This is a genomic window from Maribacter algicola (genome assembly GCF_003933245.1).
Lineage (GTDB): Bacteria > Bacteroidota > Bacteroidia > Flavobacteriales > Flavobacteriaceae > Maribacter > Maribacter algicola.
In genome coordinates this window covers 21,400-39,398 of the sequence record NZ_QUSX01000001.1, presented here as the reverse complement: position 1 = coordinate 39,398, position 17,999 = coordinate 21,400, and the positions used below count along the sequence as shown (strand labels likewise).

Here is a 17,999-nt window from a genome sequence, read left to right as displayed (position 1 = left end):
TATAAACTATACTATTCTGCCAGTTTTGTTGTTATCTCCATAGAAATAAATGAATAAAGGAAAGTGTTGTGAACACCTTAAAGGAAAAATTGAGTATTCTTTCTGAAATGATTGCGTTTGCAAGAATAGATAATACCTTAAAGCAATCTGAATATGATTTTCTTTTTAATGTGGCCCAAAGTCTAGATATAAGCAAAAAGGAGTTCGACGCCCTTTTTCAAATGGAAGTGGAACATATTATACCAAAATCCCAAGCAGATAGGTTGGTTCAATTCAATAGGCTTATTTTATTGATGAACATTGATAATGAAAACAATCTCAAGGAAATAGAGCGGTTACATGATATTGGTCTACGAATGGGCTTGCCACCATCGGCCATTGAACAAGTGCTGTCCATCATGCATGAGTACCCAAATAAAATAGTGCCCCCGGAAATCATCATCAATATTTTCAAGGCCCATTATAACTAGGACCAAGAATGAAATCCTTCCCTTAATTGGTTAAGGTCACGTTGGTTTTTTATCGATTTTTCCATATCCCCTTTCAAATTATCCGTTTCCAGACGAATGGCTTCACTTTGTTCCGAATTTACGGTTCTTTCACCCAACGATTTTAGCATATTCAAAAGTTTGCCCGTCACCAGTATGTCGTGGGAGCAATAGGGCCTATACGTGGCAAGGACGTTGTACAAAACCTCTGCAAAGGTGTTTCTTATTATACGCGCTTGGTTATTTCCTTCAACATCGGTTAAATACTCAAACCCATTGGTTTGCATTAGATACGTGAATAATTCTGTCAAGTAGTCTATGCTGTTCAAGGCCGTTCCTGGGTCGTTGATACCTGGGGACATGGCTTTAATCCCAATTTCGGAAATCTGTCTGAACCCATATATATAATTTTCGCCTGTACCTTCTTCTTTTGAAATGATCAACGTCCTTAGAATTTTGCTTCTAATTTCTTCCGAAGTTGGTTTGCTCACTAAAATGCCTTCCTGATTACTCATAATAAATTGTCCCTTACGGATCACAAATGCGATTTTCAGCTCATTTTCAATGCAAATATTCACTAGATCATCCTTCAAAATGCCTTGAAAATATCCTGTTGTATCCAATAATAGGCATGTCCAATTGTTTGCTTCTGGAAAATCCAATGATTTTTTTGTCTCCTCTCCGATTATCTTTACGAGCTTTTCCTTGGTTTTTGAGTGAACGGAATATAAAATAGTTCCTACCTGTATCGATTGAGATATATGGTGAATGAAATAGATAAAGGAAGCTAGACATATGACTGTAAGTATAATCGCTATCAATACAGAAAACCCCGGTGTCTGATAGGAAGAATTTGTGGGTTCTATGGATACTAGAATTAATATGTTATAAAGAATAACCGCAAGGTAAAGTCCCAATACTATCTGATGCTTTTCATCTGAAATGATTCCTGGTAGTACCCGTGGAGAAAAATTACTTGAAGCTTGGTTTAGGAGTATCATGACCATGGAAAAACTGAATACCATCAGGGAAATAAGCCCGCCGATTAAAGTACTTAACAGTGTTCTGGCCGTTTCAGTGTTATCAATTACAAGTACGGGGGCAATATCCATTAGATATTCGGAGATGTGTTGTTGTTCCAAATACATTAATATAAATGCGACCAATATTCCAGCTGTTGAAATAATGGTTGGATAGAAGGCTATTTTGCTTCTCACCCTAAAAAAGATATTCTTGATACGGTTCATTGGTATATGATTGCTATAAATCTACTCGATTGGCCGATAATTCATGATTTATAAAGCGTTTTATAAGAACTCTAAAGGAAATAAACGACATATTGTCATATAATCGACATATAAATAAGACATGTTGACATATATATTGATGTGGTATGGGATTTGTCTTTTGTTAAGCGAAACAAAGTTTAACCTTGAAAAATATATAGTTATGAGTTTAATTAAAAGAAATGATGTGTTATTTCCTTCGTTGATGAATGAAATTTTCAAACCTGATTGGTTTGGCGGCATGGAAAATTTCAATAGCACAATGCCTGCAGTGAACATTAAAGAGCATGAAACCGGTTTTGAACTGGAGTTGGCCGTGCCTGGTAGGAAAAAGGAAGATTTCAATATTGAAATCGACGACAGTCTTTTGACAATTTCCTCAGAGTTGAAGACAGAGAACGAAACCAAGGAAGAAAATTACACTCGAAGGGAGTTTGGGTATTCTTCTTTCAAAAGGTCGTTTACACTTCCAGAATCCGTAAACGAAGATAAGATAGATGCTTCCTATGAAGACGGTATTTTAAAGTTTACGTTGCCTAAAAAGGAAGAGGCATTGCCCAAGCCTAAGCGCATGATAGAGTTGTCATAAAGGAATTATGTAATCCCAAATCGGATTTCATGATGTTTGGTTGAGTTGGTTAGTTGAAAAGTGTCCTGAGCAATCAGGGCACTTTTTTTATTGACCTAATCTATGGGTGTGCATTGCCAAGGTTTTACATGTAGATCTGAACTTCTGGAATAGTTTGTTTACTTGCCTTAATATTATTTACTTGAGTTTTTTGGTAAGAATGGCCAAACAACTCATAATACCTTCCTTGAAATTTCCCAAGCGCAAATTCTCGTTAGGCCCATGAATGGCATTATCAGGATTTGGAATTCTGATGGATACCGCGGGTATTTCCAAGGTCTTTATAAACGGAGCCATGGGTTGGGAGCCTCCTGTGGTCCGCATATTTATAAGCATGTTCCCAAAAACTATGTTCATGGCTCCATTTAGGAATTCTCCAATTTCACTGTCCATCTCCGTTCTAAAGGGCTGTGACCCCAAACGGTAGGTTAGAGAGGCCAGTTTTGGATATTTTGCCCTCTCTTCAACCGTGGGTACTGAATCCACTAGGTGATACCCAAAATTTCCAATGTGGTCCTTTAGCAGCTGTACTTGTCGCTCCCCTGGAGTTTCCGGAACCAATCGCATATCGATTTCGATTATTACCTCTGAAGGTATAATGGTGCGCACTTCCTTTTCTACCCAAGCCGACCTGAGTCCCCTAATGTTCAGGGATGGATATTGCAAGGCCTCTTGGTAGTTGGGCGCTACTTCATCGGGGGCTGCGATACCAAGATTCACAAGTGTGCTATCCAAATTTTCGGGAATTGCTGCCAAGCTTATTTTGTCCCTTTCTGTGAGTTGAACACCGTCGTAAAATCCCGGAATGGTCACCCTGCCTTTTTCGTCCTTCATACTTGCAATGAGTCGGGATGCCTCAAATACGGGGTTGGGTGCGTAGTTTCCATATTGTCCGCTATGTAATGCATATTTTGGTCCAAAAATTTTTATAGTGGCAGTAGCAATACCCCTTGCACCATAGGTCAAAGTTGGCAAGTTGGATAAATGGCGCGTGCCATCCATGATAAACAACATTTCCGCATCCAGTAGTTCCCTATTTTGTGCAACCGCTTTTGGCAGGTCTGGTGATCCCAATTCTTCCTGAAAATCCATTATAACCTTGATGTTATATTCAGGTTTTATTTTTTTCGATTGAAGAATTTGTAAGGCTGAAATTAAGGTCATGGCCGGACCCTTGGAGTCTGACGCAGAGCGGGCAAAAATTCGCCAATCCAAGTCGATGTTTTCGTTCAATTTTTTGAAGTCGATTACCTCCCAGTTCCAATCTTTTTTTTCCTTCAAAACCGGGATAAACGGGTTGGGTTGAAACCACTTTGCGGTATCGACAGGTTGACCATCGATCTGCAAATAGAACAAGACGGACTTTCTATTTTTGTGATAAACTTTTTCGGCGAATAGGAGGGGGGCGCCATCCGTTTTGATAGTTTGAGTTTTAAACTTTAATGAAGAAAAAACACTATCACACCAAGCTAGGTTTGTAGCTATTTGTTCTGGGTAATTGCCATCGTTTGGAAGTGTTAAAAATTGTCGTAAATTGAATGCCGATTCAACAAATTTTTCATCGGTCATTGCTTCAATTTTTTCGGCCGAAATTATTTGTGACCAACTTTTTTGATGGAGGGATAAACAGGTCCAAATCGCTATAAAAAACCACTTTTTCATTTTAAATCACCGGGATAAACATTTTTAGATGCATCTAAAAATAGTTATATAAACTTAGTATTCAGCATTTTATTCGTAATTATATGAATTTTTAGTTTATGTAAATAGAAAAATGTGATTTCAAGGATAAATTTTAGGTTTCCTGTTCCTGAAGTACCTTTATTTCATCCCTGAGTTTGGCCGCCTGCATAAAATCCAACTCCTTTGCCGCCCTCTCCATAGCCTTTCTTTTTTCCCTAATAAGCTTGTCCAATTGATCTTTTGTAAGGTATTCCATATCGGGTTCGGCCGCCCTTAATTCCTCCTTTTGATAATGATATGTGGAGACCGAATTTTTAGAAAGTACACTGTCCAAATTTTTGTTCAGGGCGGTGGGTGTAATATTATTTTCTGTGTTGTAATTGATTTGTTTTTCGCGCCTGTAATTTGTTTCGTCAATGGTCCTTTGCATGCTATCCGTAATCTTATCGGCATACATAATTGCCTTTCCATTTAGGTTTCTGGCCGCCCTACCAACAGTTTGGGTCAGCGACCTATTATTACGCAAAAAGCCCTCTTTGTCGGCATCCAAAATTGCAACCAAGGAAACCTCTGGTAGGTCTAATCCTTCCCTAAGTAAATTGACGCCTATCAGTACATCAAATATCCCCTTTCGAAGGTCCTGCATGATCTCCACACGTTCCAAAGTATCCACATCACTATGAATGTATCTGCACCGTACACTAATACGGTCAAGATACTTGGCAAGTTCCTCCGCCATTCTCTTTGTCAAGGTCGTTACCAATATCCTTTCATCCTTCTCCACCCGTTGGTGTATTTCCTCCACCAAATCATCTATTTGGTTTAGACTGGGACGTACCTCTATTATAGGGTCGAGCAAACCTGTTGGCCGTATGACCTGTTCCACGAACACTCCTTGGCTCAATTGCAATTCGTAATCTGCCGGGGTGGCACTTACATAAATGACTTGGTTTTGTAGCGCTTCAAATTCTTCAAATTTTAAGGGCCTATTGTCCATAGCTGCCGGTAAACGGAAACCGTAGTCCACCAAATTTACTTTTCTGGAGCGATCGCCTCCGTACATAGCGTGAACCTGCGGTACGGTAACATGGCTTTCATCGATGACCATTAAATAATCATTGGGAAAATAATCCAACAGGCAGAAAGGTCTGGTTCCTGGTTCCCGGCCATCTAGATATCTCGAATAGTTTTCTATACCCGAACAATATCCCAATTCCCGAATCATTTCCAAATCGAAATTGGTGCGCTCCTCCAATCTTTTGGCTTCAAGAGGTTTTCCTATTTCCCTGAAATAGTCGATTTGCTTTACCAAATCATCCTGAATTTTATGAATGGCATTTTGCAGTACATCTTGGGAAGTTACGAACATATTCGCAGGGTAAATGTTCAAGTTTTCATAGACTTCCAGAACATTATTGTTAAACGGGTCAAAGGCTTCTATCTCCTCGATTTCATCCCCAAAAAAATGAATTCTAAAAGCATGGTCGGCATAACTGGGAAAAACATCCACTACATCCCCTTTGACCCTAAAGTTCCCGTTTCTAAAATCTGCCGTGGTCCGGGAATATAGGCTTTGTACCAATTGGTGCAGAAATTTGGTTCTGGAGATAACCTGGTCCTTTTGAATCGATATAACATTTTTTTGGAATTCGATGGGGTTTCCAATTCCATAGAGACATGAAACAGAGGCAACTACCAAGACGTCCCTTCTTCCCGACAAGAGGGAAGAGGTAGCACTGAGTCTCAATTTTTCAATGTCCTCGTTAATGGATAGGTCCTTCTCAATGTAAACGCCACTGGTTGGAATGTAGGCTTCCGGTTGATAATAGTCATAATACGAAACGAAATATTCGATGGCATTTTTTGGAAAAAACTGTTTGAACTCTGAATATAGTTGTGCCGCCAAGGTTTTGTTATGCGCCAAAACCAAGGTGGGTCTTTGTACCTCTTCGATAACGTTTGCAATAGTAAATGTCTTTCCTGACCCGGTTACTCCCAACAAGGTCTGATACTTTTCGCCGTCCTTGATACCGCTGGAAAGTTGTTTAATCGCGTTGGGCTGATCTCCTGTAGGACTAAATTCCGATACTACATTGAATTTCATAGTATAAAAATACGAAAGACTACGGCTATTGTTTATGTTGTGGATACAATTCTTATCTAAAAAAGATTTTTAGGAGTTTTGAAAAAATTAAGAGATCAAATCAACGTTTGAGCGTGAAATGGCCCTTTATCTCTTTATTTGTAAATGAAATTGCCCTAAACCAATAATCCGAAGCGGGCATTTGCCTCCCGTTATATGTGCCGTTCCAGCCTGCGGATTTTGGGTCGATCTGTGCCAGAAAATTACCGAAGCGATCAAAAATATGAATCACCTCATAGGGAATTTCATCGGAACCCTGAGGTCTCCTATACTGCCAAAAATCGTTGGTTCCGTCCCCATTTGGTGTGAAAAAGGCAGGAAAATCCTGTGGTGACAATTCTTTTTCTATAGATCTTTCCGCAATTCCGCAGCCATTAATATCCCTAACGTAGATGGTTCTTTCCCCAGGTTCAACATTGGTGAAGACCGGACTATTTTGAAAAGTGGAATCCGTACCGTCCAATGAATACTCGAAATTTCCGGTACCTTCGGTTCGGATATCCAGGGTCAATCCAGAATTTTGCCGGGTAATCAAAACGTTCGAAATTATAGGAGGTTGCGAATAGACGACCTCAAAATTTTTCGAAACGGGACACTCTATGGTTGCCCCAAATTGATTTAGGGTATTATACAATTCTAAACGGTAATCCCCTATTTGCTCATATCTAAGTTGTGATGTTTCTGAAACTATAGTTTCGGACCCATCCGAATCGATAAAAATCCAACGATATCCCCTAGCACGATCGGGAGCTGTAATAAGACCAAAATCCTCATTTTCACACAGTGCTATTATATTAGGAATGGAAATAATAGGATAATCCGAATCCTGACAACTTATCGTGGGTATACCCGTAGTGAAACTTTCTTCTACACATCCCATGGCCGCGCCATTTTCGTTTAATGGAACTATTAAAACAAAATATTCCTGATCCAATTCAAGGTCATCCCTAAAACCGTATACCAGTCTATTTCCAGTCAATTCATTATTGACCATATCGTAATTGCCAGGAGAGGTGCCAACGGAAATTCTATAGTCGGTTGCACCAGGAGCATATTCCCATTGAAGGTTTGTATTTACCCTAACTTCTGTTTCATTATTTTGTGGGTTGAACAGTCTCGTGCATTGGGGCGGATCCGTAACCCTTTCCGTAGTAAATATTCTTAGCGGGCAGACTCTTATGGGAGCATCCGGAAGAAATAAACTTATGGTAACATAAATTACGGTGTTGGATGGTAGGCCCACTTCAGGTTGATAAAAATTATTGAGTCCGGAGGATCTTCTGTTTATAATTTCTCCACCTCCAGGAGTGGTACCTAAGGATACGAGATATCCAATAATACCGTCCACTGCAGTCCACTGAATAAGGTTGTCCACGGGTACTTCTGTGTCTCCGTCTAACGGGGATATAAGGGTGGGGCATTCTTGAGCATTGATTTGCGATAGGAAAAAAAGCCACAGGAACAAAAGTGAAAATGTAGATTTTACGCCCATAAAGCCTATCTTTTTAATGTAAAATAGCCTCTTACCTCTTTTTTATTTTCAAACTGTGCCTTATACCAATAATTGGATTCAGGCAGTGATTTACCATTCAGCCTACCGTCCCAACCAACAGATTCAGGGTCTATTTGCGCCAAAAGGTTGCCGTATCTATTAAAAATAAAAATGGTCATTAGCCGAACATCCTCTGGATTGGTTTCTGATCTATACTGCCAAAAATCGTTGGTTCCATCCCCATTGGGCGTAAAGAATTTTGGAAATCCTTCAACGGTCAGATCTTGTTGTATTGTTTTCTCTGCTACACCACAGCCATTTATATCCCGAACATAAACCGTATGGGTTCCAGGGGTAATTCCACCGAAGCTATTGGATGCTTGATAGGGACCTTCTGGATTGTCCATGGCAAATTCATAGTTTCCATTACCTTCCACTTTGACCTCAAAATTCAAACCATCATTCACTTCCGTTACCCGTACGTTTTCAATGGTTGCTATAGAGGATTCTTCTACCCTAAAAGTTTTTGACGATGAACATTCAATCGCACCGGAAGAACCATCAATTATATTATATATTTCATAGATATAATTGCCGGCTTGCTCAAGTGAAACGTCCCTTTCTATCGAAATCAGGTCTTCATTTCCATTTATATCTATACTATACCATCGGTACCCATCAGCTTCATCGGTAGCAGATACAATAGTACCGCTGTCGTTTTGGCAAATTCCTATCGTATCAGGAAAAGAAATCTCAGGGTTTAAAATAATCAATTCATTTGTTATGGGGTCAAAGTAGGGCCCACACCCCAGTAGGGTAGAAAAAGTTTCCTGGGAGCAACCAATCGCTTCACCCGCATCATTGAAAGGTACTATTTTGATAAAAAAAGTACGGTTGGGCTCAAAATCGATAACCATTGTGGAAGTCCTGAAAAAAGCGGCATTGTTCAATATATCGGTCTCAAATGGAGTGGTACCGATAGAGACCCGATATCCCGTCGCATTGCGTACTTCATTCCATTCCAAAATTGGACTTAAGGGTACATTGGTTTCACCGTTAAATGGTGTGATCAAACTTGTACAAACTGGTAGTTCCATTTGTGGTGCTGTCGAGAAAACAAAGGTCGAGCAATCAAGCGCAATACCTATTTGGTTGTAGGGAATTATGGATACATAGATATCAGATTCTTCTGGAAGATCTATAGCGGGGTTATAACTTAGTGTATTGCCCAGATCGGTAGTCGGAACAAGCTCGTTTCCATTTGGTGTAGTTCCCATAGTGAATAGATAGCCAGTAGCACCAGGTGCATAGGCCCAAGAAATATTGGTGGATGTATTTACATCTAGGGCATTGTTCGTAGGATTGGAAAGGAAGGTGCAATCAGGTGCTTCGAACAGTGAGGCAGTTGTAAAACTTTGGCTTTCACAAGTAATATTCGCTTGATTGAAGAAGAACAGGGTTATGGTGACAAAGACTTGTGTATTCTCGGGTAAACCAGTGGGAGGAGTATATCGATTGGACGACCCAACGTTTAGTTCGTCCAATATGTCCCTGCCTCCTGGGGTAGTCCCTAGGGAAATGATGTACCCAGGTACACCCTCAATAGTCTCCCAAGTTATGGATGCTGTTGTGGCGACCTGATCTTCTCCGTTAAGCGGGCCTACCAATGCCGGACACTCCTGTCCCAAAACACTGGAATGCCAAAATAACATCAACATAATAAATATCGGCATAGCCAATACGTTACATATTGATAAACCCTTTTTCATTTTCATAGCTTGTTTGCAAACAATACAATATACTACAAATTGAAAATTTTAAGGTCTGAAAACATGTTAAATAGGGTAAAACATCGATGTTCTACCTATTTTATAGATCACGTTTGTTGAGCAATATATAGGACGAATAAATGAATATTGCGGTCCAGGCGATAACAATCAAAAATTCCCACCAATGAACTTGGTAATTAAGATTGATATGCTCACCCACTTGGTCCGCAACGGTTTGAACGGCTTCCAACCGGGTAAAAGGCTCCTTGATAAGATTAAACATGGATTGCAAAGGAAAAAAGCCCATGATGGTGTCAGTGGTATCCCCATCAAATAATTTCCAGCGGATAAGTCCCCTGATGATTCCTTCCAAGATTTGCCATAATATCAAAAACCCCAAGGCAAAGGCGGAACGTTTCACCAATATTCCCAGAAAAAGGCAGAATGAGAAGAAGCCCATCAGTTTAAAAAAGAAGGCAGCCAAAAATTCCAAATCCGAAAATATGATGGACAGTTCGTCATAATCAGAATAAACAAGTCCCAAAATCAAGGAAACAATGAACACAAAGAGCGTAGAGGCTACAGAAAATGAAACTACGGTTAAGAATTTGGATAGAATGAACTCTTTCTTTGAAAGTCCGTCAATCAAATTTTGCTTAATTGTTTTGTTGCTGTACTCGTTGGACATCATGGAGACAATGACAATGGCCAAAAAAAGTTTGAAAAAGGCCGTAACAAAAGTGTTGAAATGCCATATATAGGGGAAATTGAAGATACCAATTTCGGCCAAATGAAATTTTACCGGACCAATATCAAACTTTATGGCGGCAACTAGCGCTATAGATGTTAGAATGAAAAAATAGGAAATGATCAACACCTTGCTGGCCCTATTGTTCCAAAGTTTTATGAATTCTATCTGCAAAAGTCGTATCATGTTTTTCGCTTAGTTTGATTGATTTTTGGTAAGCGTTAGGAATTGTTCCTCAAGGCTTTCCTTTCTTTTTACAAGGTGCGATAGCACAATCCCTTCTTTGAAGAGTACTTCATTTAGGGATTTTGCATCCATTTCCTCTTTTAAAAAGGCTGTTATTAAGCCATTCTCATGCTTTATTTCACCGAACTTACTTTGGGATTCCAATGCTATGGCCAGTTTTTCCATGTTGTCCGATTTCAGTTCAAAGAACCCATATGTGGCCATCATGCCATCGACCAGGCCAGAATATAACTTTTCCCCTTTTCTGAGTATGATTACATGGCTGCAGACTTTTTCCACCTCGTCCAATAAATGGGAAGCCAGAAGAATGGTTGTTCCTTCAGAGGCTATTTTTTTTATGATTTCCCGGATTTGGTGAATTCCTTGGGGATCTAAACCATTGGTAGGTTCGTCCAGGATTAAAATTTCAGGATCATTGAGTAGGGCAGAGGCAATGGCCAAACGCTGTTTCATACCCAAGGAGAATGTTCTGAACTTACTGTTCTTTCGGTCCAAAAGGCCCACCAATTCTAATTTCTCATCAATTTTATCCGTACCAACTTCCTTGATCTTACAGACCAGTTTAAGGTTTTGTACCGCGGTCATATACGGGTAAAAATTGGGACGCTCGATAATGGCACCAACTTTTTTCAAGGCCTCATGCGTTGAAGTATTCCCATCGAACCAATGAAAGTTTCCACTTGTTTTGTTCACAACATTTAGTACAATACCCAAAGTAGTGGATTTTCCACTTCCATTTGGACCAAGAATACCATACACATTGCCTTTTTCAATTGTAAAAGAAAGATCTTTAACAGCAGTGAGATATCCGAATTTTTTGGTGAGGTTGTTAACCTTTAGTATAGTGCTCAAAGCAAGTAGTTTTTGATTGATTGTACTTACTTGACGAGCTTTGGCAACTTTTGTTACAAAAAATGATCTTAATTCTTGTTGATTCTATAGGTAATTCGTCGGTTGGTGATGACGGTTCTTGGGCCAACTGTAAGGACGGCTGGGGCAGTAATAGTGTTACCACAAACAAAAGTGTTACTGGTTATGATTACCCTGTATTGATGTCCGTTCTTGTCCACTTCCGGAGCGATTATGGTTAATGTGTTTGTTGTTGTTCCGCTATATTCGGGTCCGTCAGCAATATTGCTGAATGTGGTTCCCCCATCCGTGCTGACCTGCCACTGGTGGGTGTCCCCATCATCCGTTGACGAAAAGGTGTCATCGGTGTTCACAAAAGTATGCGAATTTACAGGTGCTACCGTGATTGTAGGTACGGTTCCTGCTTCTTGGAATTCAGGGGTGCCATTGGTATCCATATCGGCAGGAGTAGGGTAGGCCGCTGCTACTACTGTGCCATTGGCGTTTACGGCAGGTACACCATAACCGTAGACCATGTCGTCGCCTCCATCGGCATTGATGTTGTTGTAGGCCTCATTTGAGTCCGAGCAACCATCGTTGTCCGAGTCAAGTTCGTAACTGTCTATTACGCTATCAGAGTCACTGTCCATTCCACGACACGAAGAAATGGTAAAATTAATGTCATCAAAAAATGAATAATTTGCTCCATCGTCATCAATTTGATTATATACATAGACCCTTAATGTATAGGTAGTATCTGGTGAAAGTGGTATAAAAGTTTGGTCCATGAGGTCAAATACCTGATATGTAGTGGCATTGTTGGTTATGACCAAATCTTCCTTGGTAAGTATACTGCTAATGAAACCATCAGCCGATAAGAAAGCACTCATGGTATAGGAGTCACCGCCGCTAGGTTGATACCAGCCCCAGTTTATATCGTGCAATATGGGGTTGGATAGATTATCTGCCGTGGTAAAGGACACTTCTATATAGTCATTATTATATAAGGCCTCTTCAAGGGAAGTTGATGGCATATTATCTATTTGAACCGCGCTAAAGGGAGTACTCGCGGTTATACCGCTATATGAAAGGTTTGAAGTAGAGGACAAGAACCAGGAATTTAATTCAGGATTGCTGGTGTTATCCATGGCCAATGTTCCTGAGGGAGTATTTAAATACCAACCAAAGGTACCATTGGTAATTGTTGCATTTGATTCCGTGCAATCAAGAATACCATCATTATCATCGTCAAGATCTACGACGTCAACGATTCCATCCGCATCAAAATCGTTATTTACGATAATGGAAACCGAAGGCCTGTCCAAACTCAGGTTGCTGTCTACTTGGTCCTGGCTGTTTGTGGCAATATTTGCAAGGTGACTTATTTGATTAGGAAGTGTATTAAAATCTGCCGTCGCAGTAATTGTTATAGTTTCCAATTGCCCACTGTTCAAAGTACCCACATTCCAATTAGGGGATGTCCATGAACCTGTACTTGTTGATACCGCTACCAGCGATAGACCCGTCGGTAATACATCTGTCACTACAAGATTGGTGGCTGGGTCCACACCATAGTTTTGCGCTGTAATGGTAAACGTAACGTTTTGTCCTTCATTGATTGCTGTTTGATTGGCGGTTTTAATGAGTTGTATATCCGGATCGCAATAGTACGCTTGTAGATTGTTGGAATCATAGGTACAAGGCCCTTTGGTGACCCGTACATAATAATCTCCGGCCACTGTGGGGCTATAGGTATCAGAATTTGCCCCAGCTATGGGATTTCCGTCAAAAAACCATTGATAGGCGTCAAAGACTTCGCCTACTACAACCAAGTTGGAACCAGGTAGACATTGCGTTCCTGTAATCTGTAAGTTTACATTGGGAGCTACGTCAAAACCCGAAAAATAGCCGGCAATACCCCGGTTGCCATTTCCACCAAAAAAACCTACGGCTATTGGGCCTGTAGACTGTACGTCCACGTTGCCCGTTAGATTTGGGATATAAAACGTTTTCCAGTCGGGGTTACCGGCAACGGACAAGGAGGCAGGTTTTGTGACCACTCCGTTACCATCGGTAACGATGATATTGGCATCGGGTGTAGTTGTAGAGGCAATGATGGTGATACCTCCTGTCAAAGTTGTCCCGGCGGCATCGGTAATGTCCGGAATATTGTCCACCCTATCGGGTATCAAACAATTTAAAGGGGCCACAAAATTTAGCCCCACGGTTTGTATTCCATTGGTACCTGCCAAATTCTGGTAGGCATAGGCGTCTTTGGAAGTCCGTACATACATATTGGCACCTGGTGAAGTACTGGAATAATTGGTACCTGGAACTATAAAATAGTCTCCCTCATTGATAGTAGCCATGGGCGTGGCATTGCCATTCACAAAAATTTGGGTATTATTTTGGGTGGCAATGATGATTGGGAACTCAGTGCTGTTTTGCCCACCTCCCCGAACAAAAATGTAGTCTTTGCCTAAATTATCCTCTGGTACCGGTTGGTCGATACCGGCATCCCTAGAACCGCCCGATCCGTTGACTGCGGCATAGTTCAGACCGCCGTTACTGATGGCGATGGGTTTGTCCGATTGTATAGACGCTCCCAACCATCCATCGATGTTGGCGGAGCTTTCATCAATATGGGCTTCCAAAACAAATGACTGACCTGCATTCAAAACCACTTGTATAGTATCATCTAAAAGTCCATCCCTATCGTTACCGAGCCTAAATTCACAGTTGGGGTCATATCCAAAAATATCCACGGTAGTATTATCTTCCGTGGCCATAATGCCCAGAGATGTCCCCTGTTCATTTGTGGTACCGTAATTTGGTACACCGCCCCATTTAAATGAGGTACCCAAAGCCTGTCTACCTTTTGCTGTTAAAGAGGTAGATTGGGCATTACTACTACCGCGGTAGTTTGCATAAAACCTTTGGCCACTTGGAGCCTCAAAACGCAGACCCGCTGTACTGATGATAACTCCTGTATCATTGTTCTGAACCATGGTAATGCCATTATCGCCATTCCCTGGATTATAGGTTGCCGGACTTATATTTGAAATACTGAACGAGGCGACAGGGGTTGTGCTGGTACCCACGTAGGCGTTCACGGTAAAGGCACTGGTTTCCGGTGTAGAAAGATAAATTCTCTGCTGTTGGACAGATCCGTTATTACTACCTTGTTTTAATGGAGGCAAATAGTGTAGGTCGCTCAATTGTGCATGACCCTTTATAATTCCAACCATTAAAAATAGGATCAATAACCCTATATTTTTTATTCCCATACCATGACGTACTATGCCTCAAAATAATACGAACACAACCGGATGGACAATCTTTTGTTGTGAATCATCCAATCCCGTTAACCAAAACATCCATTAACGGTGTGGAATACTTGAAATGACCTGATTTTCCTTACGTTGGCAGCTGGTCCTTAATAAGTAAAAACTAGTTTTTATTAACCCTAATGGTTATTCTTCTATTGGTGATGACGGTTCTTGGGTCAACCGTTAGTGTTGCAGGGGCAGAGACCGTATTTCCGCATATAAAGGTGTCGCTGGTAATGAGGACCCGGTACTGATATCCGTTCTTGTCCACTTCCGGAGCGATTATGGTTAATGTGTTTGTTGTTGTTCCGCTATATTCGGGTCCGTCAGTAATATTGCTGAATGTGGTTCCCCCATCCGTGCTGACCTGCCATTGGTGGGTGTCCCCATCATCCGTTGACGAAAAGGTGTCATCGGTGTTTACAAAAGTATGCGAATTTACAGGTGCTACCGTGATTGTAGGTACGGCTCCTGCTTCTTGGAATTCAGGTGTGCCATTGGTATCCATATCGGCAGGGGTAGGGTAGGCCGCTGCTACCACTGTGCCATTGGCGTTTACGGCAGGTACACCGGAACCGTAGACCATGTCATCGCCTCCATCGGTATTGGGGTCGCTATAGGCTTCGTTGGCATCGGAACAGGTGTCATTGTCGGCATCAAGATCCAGATGGTCCGGGAAAGCATCGGCATCGCTTTCACAAGAGACAGGGTATAGGATTGAGAACGGTATGTTCTGTTTGGCTATGGATGGACCTTGATATTGTACGATGAGATTATCACCTCCCGTGCGTTCGAAAAACACGATTTCCAGCCAATGAAATCCTGAAGCAAGGGTAATGGTTCCGGATTCTTCGTTCATACCATGCAATCCGTCATTGTCTACAACCTCAACGGCATCAATGAACAATTTGGAGCCATCATCTGAATTGGTGAAAAAGGTATAGCTGCCGCTCGAGGTGATTTCGATATACCCGGTATATCGAACCGAATACGTTTCCCCATCCCCAGGGGTATGGGTGGCTGCCAGACCGGATACATCGATGTTGGTCGCAACTCCCGTTGCCAATGCTCCAGAAGTTGGTATATTATCTACAGTATCCCCTGATGGTGAAAGATTATAGAATTCATAGTCCAATCCTCCAGCGCATATATTTAACTCTATACTATCGAAAATTCCGTCGTTGTCATCGTCCTCATCCGTAATGTCAATAATGCCATCATTGTCAAAATCATTTTGAATGATGACGGTTACGTTTGGATTGTCCGAAGTGATATTATTATCGGTTTGATCCTGACTGTTGGTGACGGAATTGGTGACCGAGACCGCAGGAACAACCGAATTGTTTGAATCGGCTACCGCTGTAATCGTCAGAGTTTCCAATTGTCCACTGTTTAAAGTGCCAACGTTCCAATTGGGAGCTGTCCAACTCCCTTGGGATGTAGTGGTGGAAAGAATGGAAAGTCCGGATGGTATGGGGTCTGAAACAACCAGATTGGTCGCCGGGTCAATGCCCAAGTTTTCTACCGTGATGGTAAAAGTTACATTATTACCTTCCGATACGGTCGTAATATCCGCAGTCTTATTGAGCACAATATCGGGGTTACAATAATATACCGATATGGAGTTTGAATCATAACTGCAGGGTCCTCGCGTTACCCTTAGGTAATAGTCTCCCGCCGTTATTGCCGTATAGGAAGAAGAAGTGGCACCCGGGATCAAAGTTCCATCGCTGTACCATTGGTAGGCATCGAAGATTTCACCTGATGCGATTTCCAATATAGCGCCTGGAAGGCAACTGTTTCCTGTAATTTGTAGATTGATATTGGGAACGGTATCAAAACCCGAATAATATCCGGCTAGACCCCTTGCTCCATTGAAACCGAAAAAACCAACGGCTATGGGGCCGGTGGACTGCACACTTACATTACCCGTTAGACTGGGAAGGTAAAAGGTTTTCCAGTCCGTCGTACCGGCAACTGGAGAGGAGGCTGGGAGCGTAACGGCTCCGCTGCCATCTGTGACCGTTATGTTAGCGTCCGGTGTAGTGGTAGCGGCAATAATGGTGACACCCCCTGTAATGGCAACTCCGGCCGCATCTGTAATGCTGGGAATGTTGTCCATGGTATCTGGCAAAAGACAATTTACGGGTGCTACAAAATTCAGGCCTTGGGTGTAAGCCGCCGTTGACCCTCCTACACATTGGTAAGCATATACATCTTTTGAAGTTTCAATATACATGTTCGCCCCTACTGAGTTGGAGGAGTAGTTGCTACTGGGCACCTCAAAAAAATCACCTTCGTTCAAGGTAGCAATGGGTGTTGCCGACCCATTAACAAAAATCTGGGTATTGTTCTCAGTTGCAATAATTAATGGGAACTCTGTCCATCCATTACTATTTCCATTTCCCCGTACAAAAATATATTCCTTGCCCAATCGGTTTTCCGGTACGGGTTGGTCAATACCCGCATCCCTGTTGCTATTGCCTACTTGTCTACCATAATTCAGGGAGCCGTTGCTAATAACGATATCCTTATCGGCCACGATGGAAGCACCGATCCAGCCCCTTTCATGTGCTAAGGTAGGTGAGTTTCCAATATAGGTCTCATAAACAAAGGATTCATTGGCATCCAAGGTTATCGTATGGGAATTTGCCGTTATTCCAGCTCTGTTGTTTCCCACCCGAAACTCGCAGTTTGGGTCATACCCAGAAAGCGTAATGGTTGTATTATCTTCTGTTGCCATGATTCCCAAGGTATTGGATTTGGAAACATGACTGCCCAAATTGGGCACGCCACCCCACTTAAAACGGGTTCCCATAGCTACCCGGCCCTTGGAGGTCAAAGAGGCGGCCTGTGATCCGGAACGGCCCCGATAGTTTACGTAAAACCTTTCCCCTCCCGCAGATTCAAATCTGAGTCCACTATTGTTCAAGACCACCCCGGTGCTGCTTTCGGTTACTAAGGTGATATCGTTGTCCCCATTGGGAAGGTTGTAGATGGCCGGTGCTACATTGGAAATAGTAAACGAAGTAATGGGAACGGGATTCGTACCTTGATAAACATCTACGGTAAACGCCGTAGTTTCCGGTGTTGAAAGGTATACGGCCTGCTGTTGTATGGCCCCGTTATTTTGACCTTGTCGTAAGGGAGGCAAATAATGCAGATCACTTAATTGCGCATGGGAAAATCCAACAATGAAAAAAAGTACCAATAAAAGTATCTTCTTTGAAGGGTACACGTTTTTTATTTTTTAGTAAATCTTAGAACCACAAATAAAAAAGGAATATAAGGGGAAGACAAGAGTTTGTTGTGAACGGGCCAATTCTTGTGGTATTTCA

Annotated in this window: 11 protein-coding genes; 2 read left to right on the top strand and 9 right to left on the bottom strand. The window is 41.7% G+C overall.

Annotated elements, in window-relative coordinates; genetic code table 11:
* Window positions 1–68 precede the first annotated feature (68 nt).
* Entirely contained in the window at window positions 69–470 is a 402-nt protein-coding gene (locus DZC72_RS00095) for a TerB family tellurite resistance protein (protein ID WP_125220920.1), read from the top strand.
* Here the strand turns inward: DZC72_RS00095 and DZC72_RS00090 are convergent.
* Window positions 467–1,735: a DUF2254 domain-containing protein gene (locus DZC72_RS00090; protein WP_125220919.1), complete on the bottom strand. Its 1,269-nt coding sequence runs from the start codon at window positions 1,733–1,735 to the stop codon at window positions 467–469. The two genes, DZC72_RS00095 and DZC72_RS00090, sit on opposite strands and share 4 nt — an antisense overlap.
* A gap of 202 nt (window positions 1,736–1,937) precedes the next feature.
* Between DZC72_RS00090 and DZC72_RS00085 the strand changes: the two genes are divergently transcribed.
* Window positions 1,938–2,363 carry an Hsp20/alpha crystallin family protein gene (locus DZC72_RS00085; protein WP_125220918.1) on the top strand — a complete coding sequence of 142 codons (426 nt, stop codon included), beginning with the start codon at window positions 1,938–1,940 and terminating at the stop codon, window positions 2,361–2,363.
* A 177-nt stretch (window positions 2,364–2,540) separates the two neighbouring features.
* Here DZC72_RS00085 and DZC72_RS00080 read toward each other — a convergent pair whose 3' ends face one another.
* From DZC72_RS00080 to DZC72_RS00045, 8 genes are all read right to left on the bottom strand, one after another.
* Window positions 2,541–3,971, bottom strand: a complete 1,431-nt coding sequence (locus DZC72_RS00080; protein WP_165869239.1) for a M20/M25/M40 family metallo-hydrolase — start codon at window positions 3,969–3,971, stop codon at window positions 2,541–2,543.
* A 226-nt stretch (window positions 3,972–4,197) separates the two neighbouring features.
* Complete coding sequence (gene uvrB, locus DZC72_RS00075) at window positions 4,198–6,189, bottom strand: excinuclease ABC subunit UvrB (RefSeq protein WP_125220916.1); 1,992 nt, start codon at window positions 6,187–6,189, stop codon at window positions 4,198–4,200.
* 100 nt (window positions 6,190–6,289) lie between these two features.
* Window positions 6,290–7,720 carry a T9SS type B sorting domain-containing protein gene (locus DZC72_RS00070; RefSeq protein ID WP_125220915.1) on the bottom strand — a complete coding sequence of 477 codons (1,431 nt, stop codon included), beginning with the start codon at window positions 7,718–7,720 and terminating at the stop codon, window positions 6,290–6,292.
* Window positions 7,721–7,725: 5 nt separating this feature from the next.
* Window positions 7,726–9,453, bottom strand: coding sequence for a T9SS type B sorting domain-containing protein (locus tag DZC72_RS00065; protein WP_165869238.1), 1,728 nt, complete (start codon window positions 9,451–9,453; stop codon window positions 7,726–7,728).
* Window positions 9,454–9,589: 136 nt separating this feature from the next.
* Window positions 9,590–10,423 carry an ABC transporter permease gene (locus DZC72_RS00060; protein WP_125220913.1) on the bottom strand — a complete coding sequence of 278 codons (834 nt, stop codon included), beginning with the start codon at window positions 10,421–10,423 and terminating at the stop codon, window positions 9,590–9,592.
* Window positions 10,424–10,432: 9 nt separating this feature from the next.
* Window positions 10,433–11,335, bottom strand: coding sequence for an ABC transporter ATP-binding protein (locus tag DZC72_RS00055; protein WP_125220912.1), 903 nt, complete (start codon window positions 11,333–11,335; stop codon window positions 10,433–10,435).
* 68 nt (window positions 11,336–11,403) lie between these two features.
* Complete coding sequence (locus DZC72_RS00050; RefSeq protein ID WP_243641601.1) at window positions 11,404–14,580, bottom strand: DUF11 domain-containing protein; 3,177 nt, start codon at window positions 14,578–14,580, stop codon at window positions 11,404–11,406.
* A 202-nt stretch (window positions 14,581–14,782) separates the two neighbouring features.
* The gene (locus DZC72_RS00045; RefSeq protein WP_165869237.1) at window positions 14,783–17,899 is read right to left on the bottom strand and encodes a PA14 domain-containing protein; all 3,117 of its coding nucleotides are present in this window, start codon (window positions 17,897–17,899) and stop codon (window positions 14,783–14,785) included.
* Window positions 17,900–17,999 lie beyond the last annotated feature (100 nt).

Coding starts and splice junctions, on each gene's coding strand:
- DZC72_RS00090 (WP_125220919.1), bottom strand. CDS start 1,735: ATGAACCGTATCAAGAATATCTTTTTTAGGGTGAGAAGCAAAATAGCC.
- DZC72_RS00085 (WP_125220918.1), top strand. CDS start 1,938: ATGAGTTTAATTAAAAGAAATGATGTGTTATTTCCTTCGTTGATGAAT.
- DZC72_RS00080 (WP_165869239.1), bottom strand. CDS start 3,971: ATGACCGATGAAAAATTTGTTGAATCGGCATTCAATTTACGACAATTT.
- uvrB (WP_125220916.1), bottom strand. CDS start 6,189: ATGAAATTCAATGTAGTATCGGAATTTAGTCCTACAGGAGATCAGCCC.
- DZC72_RS00070 (WP_125220915.1), bottom strand. CDS start 7,720: ATGGGCGTAAAATCTACATTTTCACTTTTGTTCCTGTGGCTTTTTTTC.
- DZC72_RS00065 (WP_165869238.1), bottom strand. CDS start 9,453: ATGCCGATATTTATTATGTTGATGTTATTTTGGCATTCCAGTGTTTTG.
- DZC72_RS00060 (WP_125220913.1), bottom strand. CDS start 10,423: ATGATACGACTTTTGCAGATAGAATTCATAAAACTTTGGAACAATAGG.
- DZC72_RS00050 (WP_243641601.1), bottom strand. CDS start 14,580: ATGGTTGGAATTATAAAGGGTCATGCACAATTGAGCGACCTACACTAT.